Raw genomic sequence first — 8,070 nt, 5'->3', positions numbered from 1 at the left:
GCGTATGGCCTTCATTCCAACTTTTGGCATCGTCCCGTCACTCTTAACGACTTATGTGGCTATAGCCTAGCTTTTTTATATTGAACGTTCAATCAATAAAAACTAGACTTGATAACAATTGAATAACAAAACCATGCGTTTAGCAGGGATTTTCAGGCAGGGATGTTTCACGCAACAGAATGAGGAGCTTGCATGCCGGGGTCACAGGACCGTCAGACAATTCAGGCAGTTAAACTTAACCGCGCGGTGTTTTTCGGCGCCGCGCTGATCATCACGCTCTTTTCCGGCAGCGTGCTGGCCTTTCCGCAACAGGCCAGTTCGCTGCTGGGTCGGGCGCAGGCCTGGGCTTCCGCCACCTTCGGCTGGTACTACATGCTGGTGGTCGCCTTTTATCTCGGCTTCGTGCTGTTTGTCGCCCTTTCGCGCTATGGCGACATCAAGCTTGGGCCGGATCACGCCACGCCCGACTTCAGTTATGGCACCTGGGCAGCGATGCTATTTTCCGCCGGCATCGGTTCCGAGTTGCTGTTCTATGGCGCATCAGAGCCGCTTGATCACCTGCTGCAGCCGCCGGAAGGGGTGGCGGGTTCGGCGCAGGCGGCGCGCGACGGCATGGTGCTGACGATGATGCACTGGGGGCTGCACGGCTGGGGCATCTATACGCTGGTGGCGATGGCGCTGGCCTACTTCGCCTATCGCCATAACCTGCCACTGGCGCTGCGCTCTGCGTTCTATCCGCTGATCGGCGATCGCATTAACGGGCCGATTGGCCATGCGGTAGATATTTTCGGCATCGTCGGTACCATGTTCGGCCTGGCGACCAGCCTTGGCATTGGTGTGATGCAGATTAACTCCGGCATCAGCTTTTTGACCGGCATCGCGCAGAGCCACACCATGCAGGTGATTTTGATTGTGGTGGTGATGGGCGCCGCGACGCTTTCCGCCGTCAGCGGCGTGGATAAGGGCATTCGCCGCATGTCGGAGCTGAATATGCTGCTGGCGCTGCTGATGTTCTTTTTCGTGCTGTTCGCCGGGCCGACCGGCCATCTGCTGAACGCGCTGGTGCAGAACTTCGGCGACTATTTCACCAGTCTGCCGCGCAAAACCTTCGATCTCTATGCCTACAGCAGCACCAGCCGCGACAGCTGGCTCGGCAGCTGGACAGTGTTCTACTGGGCATGGTGGATCGCGTGGTCGCCGTTTGTCGGCATGTTTATCGCCCGCATCTCGCGTGGCCGCACCCTGCGTGAGTTCGTTATCGGCGTATTGCTGATCCCGATGGGCTTTACCCTTGCGTGGCTGTCGGTGTTCGGCAACAGTGCCCTGACCTTTTTCCAGCACGGTATGAAGGAGTTGGGCGATATCGCCCTGAGCGAGCCGGCGATGGCGGTATACCATATGCTGGCCAGCTATCCGCTGGCGACGCCGGTGACGGTGCTGGCGGTGGTGATCTGCTTTATCTTTTTTGTCACCTCCGCCGATTCCGGCGCGCTGGTGGTGGCCAACCTCTCCTGCACCAGCGACAGCAGCAGTGATGCGCCCAACTGGCTGCGCATTTTCTGGGCGGCGGCGGTCTGTATGCTGACGCTCTCCCTGCTGTTCGCCGGCGACTATACCTCGCTGCAGACCGCAGTGGTACTGAGCGCCCTGCCTTTCTCGCTGGTGCTGGTGCTGTTCGTGCTGGCGATGTACCGCGCGCTGCATCATGAGAAACAGCGCGACCGCAGCCGCTCGCTGGCAATCGCCTCGCCGCTGCTGACCGCGCGTTACCGTCCAGGCCACACCAGCAGCTGGCGCCGCCGTCTGAACCGCGCCATCTCTTATCCGGGCCGCGATATGGTCTATCGTTTTATGGATGAGACGGTGCGCCCGGCGCTGGGCAAAGTGGTGCAGGTGCTGGAAGAGAAAGGTCTGCAGGTAGAGAGTGACCTGTCACCGCAGGATTTCACGATGAGCATTCGCGTGGCGCACGGTGAGGAAGCGCCTTTCGTCTACGGCGTGCAGATGCAGGGCTACAGCACGCCGTCATTTATGCGCCGCAGCGGTAATTTGCCGACCGCCAGCCGCTATTATCGTGCTGAAGTGCATCTGTGGGAGGGCAGCCAGGAATACGATCTGGTGGGCTATACCGAAGAGCAGATCATTAACGATATTCTCGATCACTATGAGCGCCATCTGCAGTTCCTGCATCTGGTGCGTTAACGGATCCTTCGGCGGCCGGGCGTGCTTACCCGGTCGCCTTTTCCCGCCGTCACAGGCATCCATGCTTATTTTTCGCCCTAAATTATTGTTTTAAAGCGTGATCTTGCTCACGACTCGCGCGCAACGCGCGATCCCCCCCGCGCAAGCCGTTATAAAGCCTCAACAAAAGGCAAATAATGCGCATTAAATAGTCATTTATTCTGCATTATCAGGCAATATTTTGTCCCTGTATCGTCAAACAGGGGCTTAGCGAATAATTGCCCTTTTTCGATGCCGCCGGCAGGTAAACAGAGAGATTATTCTGACAATAAAATCGCAAACCGAATTTAACACTAATTAACAAGCGAGACTCCTGCCCTTAACCCTGATCCCGCCGCTATCTTCAGCAAATAAAAAAACACTTGCCACCCGTGGCGGGATAAGCGAAATTAACCGCCGTTTTTTCTGATTTTATTACAGAACCGTGCGTTGGCTTCGCCCGCGACGCGGTCTTATTTCCTGATGAAAATCAGGTTGAAACAACAGAGGTAACAGTGTCTACAGCAAACAAACACACTGACGAGGCAGTCAGCCTCAATGCGTTCAAGCAGCCAAAAGCGTTTTATTTGATCTTTTCTATCGAACTGTGGGAACGATTTGGTTATTACGGCCTGCAGGCCATCATGGCGGTCTACCTGGTTAAACAGCTGGGGATGTCCGAAGCCGATTCCATCACCCTTTTCTCCTCTTTCAGCGCGCTGGTGTACGGTCTCACCGCTATCGGCGGCTGGCTGGGCGATAAGGTGCTGGGCACCAAACGGGTGATTATTCTCGGCGCGCTGGTGCTGTGCGTTGGCTACGGGCTGGTCGCCTGGTCTGGTCATGATGTGTCGATGGTCTATATCGGCATGGCAACGGTGGCAATGGGCAGCGGGCTGTTTAAAGCTAACCCGGCCTCCCTGCTGTCAACCTGCTACGACAAAGACGATCCGCGTCTCGACGGCGCCTTCACCATGTTCTATATGTCGATCAACGTCGGCTCGCTGGTGTCCATGATGCTGACGCCGTGGCTGGCGGCGCGCTACGGCTGGAGCGTGGCGTTTTCGCTCTCCGTGGTCGGCCTGGCAATTACCGTGGTCAACTTCCTGCTCTGCCAGAAGATGGTGAAGAACTACGGCTCTAAGCCGGATTTCGCGCCGCTGAACCTCGGCAAGCTGCTGATGACGCTGATCGGCGTAGTGGTGCTGATCACGGTCGCCACCTGGCTGCTGCATCACCAGTTTATCGCCCGCATCGTGCTGGGGGTGATCGCGCTGGGCATCATTCTGGTGTTCGCTAAAGAAGCGTTCGCGCTGCAGGGTGCCGCGCGCCGCAAAATGATCGTCGCCTTCCTGCTGATGGTAGAAGCGATCGTCTTCTTCGTGCTTTATATGCAGATGCCGACCTCGCTTAACTTCTTCGCTATCCGCAACGTTGAACATACCATTCTGGGCATCGCCTTCGAGCCGGAGCAGTATCAGGCGCTGAACCCGTTCTGGATCATGGTCGCCAGCCCGATTCTGGCCGCCATCTATAACAAGCTGGGCGATCGCATGCCGATGCCGCACAAGTTCGCCTTCGGCATGGTGCTTTGCTCCGCCGCGTTCCTCGTGCTGCCGCTGGGCGCCAGCTTCGCCACGCAGCAGGGCATTGTTTCCGTTAACTGGCTGATCCTGAGCTATGCGCTGCAGAGCGTCGGCGAGCTGATGATCTCCGGCCTCGGCCTGGCGATGGTGGCGCAGCTGGTGCCGCAGCGCCTGATGGGCTTTATCATGGGCTCCTGGTTCCTGACCACCGCCGGCGCCGCGATGATTGCCGGCAAGGTCGCCAACCTGATGGCGGTGCCGGAAAACGTGACCGATCCGCTGCAGTCGCTGCAGGTTTACAGCGACGTGTTTAAGCAGATCGGCATCGTGACCGGGGTTATCGCCGTTCTGATGCTGCTGACCGCTCCGCTGCTGAACCGGATGACGGTGGATCGCGAAGCGGCGGCGAAACAGGCCGCGGAAAGCCACAGCTGATTCAGCGCGTGGAGTGAAAAAGCCGTCCCTGCGACGGCTTTTTTATTGCCCCCGCACTGACATTTGCCCGGTCGCGCAGTAGGATGATCCTTACCCCCGCATGCAACAAGGAGCATTGTATGAAACTCTTCAGTAAAGCTGGCGCCTGTTCCCTTTCTCCCCATATCGTTCTGCGCGAATGCGATCTCGATTTCACTCAGGTTAATGTCGACCTGGCGAAAAAAGTGACCGAACGCGGCGAAGACTATCTGCAGATCAACCCGAAAGGTCAGGTTCCGGCGCTGGAGCTGGATGACGGCACGCTGCTTACCGAAGGCACCGCTATCGTGCAGTACCTGGCGGACCTGAAGCCCGATCGCCAGCTGCTGGCCCCGGCGGGCAGCCTGACGCGCTACCATACGCTGGAGTGGCTGAGCTATATCTCTACCGAACTGCATAAGGGCTTCAGCCCGCTGTTTCGCCCCGATACGCCGGAAGAGTTCAAGGTGAAGCAGCGCGAGCAGCTGCTGACGAAGTTCCGCTATGTCGATAATGCGCTGCGCGATAAGCAGTGGCTGCTCGGCGCGCGCTTTACCGTGGCGGATGCTTATCTGTTCGTCGTGACGCGCTGGGCGAAAGCGGTCAAGCTGGATCTTAGCGCGCTTGAGGCGCTGGCCGCCTGGCAGGCGCGCGTGGCGGAACGTCCGGCGGTGATCGCCGCGTTGAAGGCGGAAGGGCTGGCCTGATATGACAACGGGACGCGCAGGCGTCCCGTTTTGTTAACCGCGTATCAGGCTGAGCGCCTGCAGACGCTTACAGCCTTTCGGCGGCGAAATGCTGCGTTGGCCGCGCGATGCTCTCCTGAGCCGCCACCAGTTGCAGCTCATACTCGCCCATTTCATGGGTTTTCAGCATCACCTCATACACTGCGGCGGTAATATGCTCCAGCGACTGCTTCAGCGTTTCGCCTTTCAGCAGGTTGACCAGCAACATGCCACTGGTAAGATCGCCGACGCCGACCGGCTGACGCACGCCGAAATCGATCAGCGGACGGCTGATATGCCAGGCTTCCTGCGCCGTCACCAGCAGCATTTCAAAACGATCGCTGCGGCGCCCGACGCGCGCCAGATGTTTCACCAGTACGATTTTCGGCCCCTGAGCGATGAGCTTACGTGACACTGTCACTGCCTCCTCGACGCTGGCGACGCTGGTGCCGCTGAGCATCTCCAGCTCCAGCAGGTTCGGCGCGATAATGTCGCTGGCGGGCAGCGAAGATTTGCAGTGAAATTCCGCCACGCCCGGCGCCACGATGCAGCCTTTCTCCGGGTGGCCCATCACCGGATCGCAAAAATACCAGGCGTTGGGATTCGCCGCTTTCACCTGACGCACGATCTCCAGAATCTGTTCGCCCTGCTCCGCAGACCCCAAATAACCGCTTAATACCGCGTCACAGGTCTTCAGGCGATCGATATCGGCGATGCCCTTCACAATATCGGTTAAGTGCGACGCGGGCATCACGGTGCCGGTCCAGTGGCCATACTGCGTATGGTTGGAAAACTGCACGGTATTGAGCGGCCAGACATTGACGCCCATGCGGCGCATCGGGAATTCCGCCGCACTGTTGCCTGCGTGACCGAATACGACGTGAGACTGAATAGCGAGAATATTTTTCATCATAAAACCTGCACAGCCTTGCCAAAAAATTAAGGCCGGTCGAACCGGCCTTAAGCATCTTATTATTTCCAGCACACCAGACAGTAGTGCTTTTTACCGCGGCGCAGCAGCGTAAAGCGGCCAAACAGCTTATCGCCGTCGCTAAAGCGGTACTCCGCGTCAGACTGCTTTTCACCATTAACCGTAACCGCGTTAGAGCTGATCATGGTGCGCGCCTGACCGCGCGACGGCACCAGCTCCGCCGTGACCAGCGCCTGCTGCAGATCGGCGTCGGCCTCCAGATGGATAACCGGCATGCCGTCCTGCGCCAGCTGCTCGAAGTCCGCTTCGGTCATGTCGCTCAGGCTGCCGGAGAACAGGCTCTGGGTAATGCGCTTCGCCGCTTCCAGACCCGCTTCGCCATGCACCAGACGCGTAACCTGCTCCGCCAGCACATACTGCGCGCGCGGCGCCTTGCCGCTGTTTTTATCCTCTTCCTCCAGCGCATCGATCTCTTCAATGCTCATAAAGGTGAAGAATTTCAGGAAACGGTAAACGTCAGCGTCGGCGGTATTGATCCAGAACTGGTAGAACTTGTACGGGCTGGTTTTCTTCGCATCCAGCCATACTGCGCCGCCTTCGGTTTTGCCGAATTTGGTGCCGTCCGCTTTGGTGATCAGCGGCACGGTCAGGCCAAACACCTGGTTCTGATGCAAACGACGCGTCAGATCGATGCCGGATGTAATATTGCCCCACTGATCGGACCCGCCGATCTGCAACGCCACGCCATAGCGTTCGTTCAGGCAGGCGAAATCGTAACCCTGCAGCAGGTTATAGGAGAATTCGGTAAAGGAAATGCCCTGATCTTCACGGTTCAGGCGCTGTTTGACCGCTTCTTTGTTAATCATCTGGTTAACAGAGAAGTGCTTGCCGATATCGCGCAGGAAGGTCAGCACGTTCATACTGCCGAACCAGTCGTAGTTGTTCGCCGCGATGGCGCTGTTGTCGCCACAGTCGAAATCGAGGAACGGCGCAACCTGACCGCGGATTTTTTCAACCCATTCATTGACCGTCTCGGCGGTGTTCAGCTTGCGTTCAGCCGCTTTGAAGCTGGGATCGCCGATCAGACCGGTGGCGCCGCCCACCAGCGCAACGGGTTTGTGTCCTGCATCCTGGAAACGTTTCAGACAAAGCAAAGGTACCAGATGGCCCAAATGCAAGCTGTCGGCGGTTGGGTCGAAGCCGCAATAGAGAGCGATTGGCCCTTGCGCCAGTCTCTCTGCTAACGCATCCTCGTCCGTCACCTGGGCTACCAGGCCCCGCTCTTGCAATTGTTTAATCAGGTTACTGCTGGTCATTAAAGACTCCATGTTGTAACGACTGCACCTATGCTGGTACACAGCTTTCCGCTGACATGCGGAGAAATGAAGGCGTATAGAATAAAGCGCCGCCGCCGCCAGCGCCAGCGCTGCAAACGATATTTGCTGAATTCAGGGCGCCAGCCGATCGATTTTCCAGCTGTCGCCTTCACGCTGATAGAAAAAGCGATCGTGCAGCCGGTTTTCGCCGCCCTGCCAGAACTCCATCGCATCGAATTTGACGCGGAAGCCGCCCCAGAAACTGGGCAGCGGCACATCGCCCTGACTGAACTTTTGCTTCAGTTCGAGGAATTTGCCCTCCAGCACGCCCCGCGCCGAAATGCGGCTCGACTGCTGCGATACCCAGGCGCCGATCTGGCTGTCGCGCGGACGGCTGTGGAAATATTTCACCACCTCCAGCGTCGAGAGCTTTTCCACCTGCCCCAGCACCATCACCTGACGCTCAAGAAAGTGCCAGGGAAACAGCAGGCTGACGCGCGGGTTATCCGCCAGCTGCTGCGCCTTACGGCTGCCCAGATTGGTGTAAAACACCATGCCGCGCTCATCAAAGTGCTTCAACAGCACGATGCGCTGGTATGGCTGCCCCTGTGCGTCCACCGTAGCGACACACATCGCGGTGGGATCGGGGAGCTGGGCGTCGCACGCCTGACGCAGCCACTGTTCAAACAGCACCAGCGGCCGCTCGGGAAGATCCTTACGACGCAAGCCGCCGCGGGTATATTCGCGCCGCAGGTGGGCAATCTGTTGCAAACTCTCGTTGTCACTCATAACCGGATTCAACCATAGCGAAAGGGTGAATGCATTGTGCTACTCCCCTT

Annotated in this window: 6 protein-coding genes; 3 read left to right on the top strand and 3 right to left on the bottom strand. The window is 58.0% G+C overall.

The window, feature by feature from the left end; all coding sequences use genetic code 11:
• The first annotated feature begins 192 nt into the window (after nt 1-192).
• The 3 genes from betT (at nt 193) to gstA (ending at nt 4,966) form a co-directional block, all read left to right on the top strand.
• Entirely contained in the window at nt 193-2,202 is a 2,010-nt protein-coding gene (betT, locus tag MYY08_RS17325; RefSeq protein ID WP_052133898.1) for a choline BCCT transporter BetT, read from the top strand.
• Between the two features lie 533 nt (nt 2,203-2,735).
• Nucleotides 2,736-4,241: a dipeptide/tripeptide permease DtpA gene (gene dtpA / locus MYY08_RS17320; protein WP_084971378.1), complete on the top strand. Its 1,506-nt coding sequence runs from the start codon at nt 2,736-2,738 to the stop codon at nt 4,239-4,241.
• Between the two features lie 119 nt (nt 4,242-4,360).
• Nucleotides 4,361-4,966 carry a glutathione transferase GstA gene (gstA, locus tag MYY08_RS17315; protein ID WP_084971376.1) on the top strand — a complete coding sequence of 202 codons (606 nt, stop codon included), beginning with the start codon at nt 4,361-4,363 and terminating at the stop codon, nt 4,964-4,966.
• Between the two features lie 67 nt (nt 4,967-5,033).
• Here the strand turns inward: gstA and pdxY are convergent, their stop codons facing one another.
• From pdxY to pdxH, 3 genes are all read right to left on the bottom strand, one after another.
• Complete coding sequence (gene pdxY / locus MYY08_RS17310; protein ID WP_288015115.1) at nt 5,034-5,894, bottom strand: pyridoxal kinase PdxY; 861 nt, start codon at nt 5,892-5,894, stop codon at nt 5,034-5,036.
• Nucleotides 5,895-5,956: 62 nt separating this feature from the next.
• On the bottom strand, nt 5,957-7,231 hold the full coding sequence (tyrS, locus tag MYY08_RS17305; protein ID WP_038626278.1) for a tyrosine--tRNA ligase: 1,275 nt from the start codon (nt 7,229-7,231) through the stop codon (nt 5,957-5,959).
• A gap of 132 nt (nt 7,232-7,363) precedes the next feature.
• The gene (gene pdxH, locus MYY08_RS17300; RefSeq protein WP_288015111.1) at nt 7,364-8,020 is read right to left on the bottom strand and encodes a pyridoxamine 5'-phosphate oxidase; all 657 of its coding nucleotides are present in this window, start codon (nt 8,018-8,020) and stop codon (nt 7,364-7,366) included.
• Nucleotides 8,021-8,070: the final 50 nt, after the last annotated feature.

It is taken from the genome of Mixta sp. (assembly GCF_024610815.1).
Classification (GTDB): Bacteria; Pseudomonadota; Gammaproteobacteria; order Enterobacterales; family Enterobacteriaceae; genus Mixta; species Mixta calida.
Note: the sequence above shows the minus strand (reverse complement) of the source record. Positions and strands in the feature narration are given on the sequence as shown.